This window comes from Mesorhizobium sp. M7A.F.Ca.US.006.04.2.1 (genome assembly GCF_004022915.1).
GTDB classification, from domain to species: domain Bacteria; phylum Pseudomonadota; class Alphaproteobacteria; order Rhizobiales; family Rhizobiaceae; genus Mesorhizobium; species Mesorhizobium ciceri.
Map to the genome: position 1 here is coordinate 1 of NZ_RZQA01001475.1, position 770 is coordinate 770.

At 58.4% G+C, this 770-nt stretch carries 1 protein-coding gene and 1 pseudogene; both read right to left on the minus strand.

What is annotated here, in order from left to right:
* Positions 1 to 192: pseudogene (locus EN925_RS38155) on the minus strand (hypothetical protein); the annotation flags it as partial.
* Positions 189 to 770 (minus strand): spore coat U domain-containing protein (locus EN925_RS38160; protein ID WP_164894787.1); only part of this gene is annotated, 582 nt, incomplete at its 5' end. The pseudogene EN925_RS38155 and the gene EN925_RS38160, both read right to left, overlap by 4 nt.

Here is a 770-nt window from a genome sequence, read left to right on the forward strand (position 1 = left end):
GTTAATGCCGCGCAGCTCACAAAGCATATCGAACAGCCCCTGGAGAAGAGACAGTTCCTCCGGCTCGAAGGTGCCGTTCGCGATGCTTGTTACCAGCATGATCCCTGCCCCTGCATTGGCCGGATCATTCGAGCGGGTCAGGTAAATGTCAATTCGGACCAAGGTCTTGTCGGAAAGGCCTTCATCGCTCAATAGGTCACAGTGACGACAACCGTGTCGGTGTATACGCCTGCGGAAGGAGTAGCCTGCGGCGGGACGCGACCATAAACCGTGAAGACTTGCGGGACCCCAGTTCCAGTTCCCGGCACTGTGCTGCCGGGCACGGAAGCGTCGCCCCAAGGCTGAGTTCGATCAGCATTCTTGCAGAGGCCATAGGTCACTGTTTCCACGCCTTTCGACATCTTGCGAGTTGTCGGCGGCGATCCTGTCGTGCCGCCATTCAGCGAGACCGTGTAGGCCGCTGCTGGTGTGCAGGTGACTGAGACCTGGCCGGTGGCATCAACATTGCCGTCAAGTACCCCCTTTGATCCAAATTCGATGTTCTGCGTCGATACAAGGCAGTTGGCGGCGACCGTCGCATTGATGGTGAAAGTCGGATCAGCCGCCACCGTACCGGAGGCGGTACTGCAACTGCTGCCGGAGGTATAGCGATAGCGAAATTCGATCTGCGCACCGGAGAATGTCGAAAGGTAGGTTCCAGGTGGAACGGTTCCCTGCCCTCCGGCCACGGCGCCATAAATAGTCGCCGTTCCAGTGGCTGAGCCCAATAC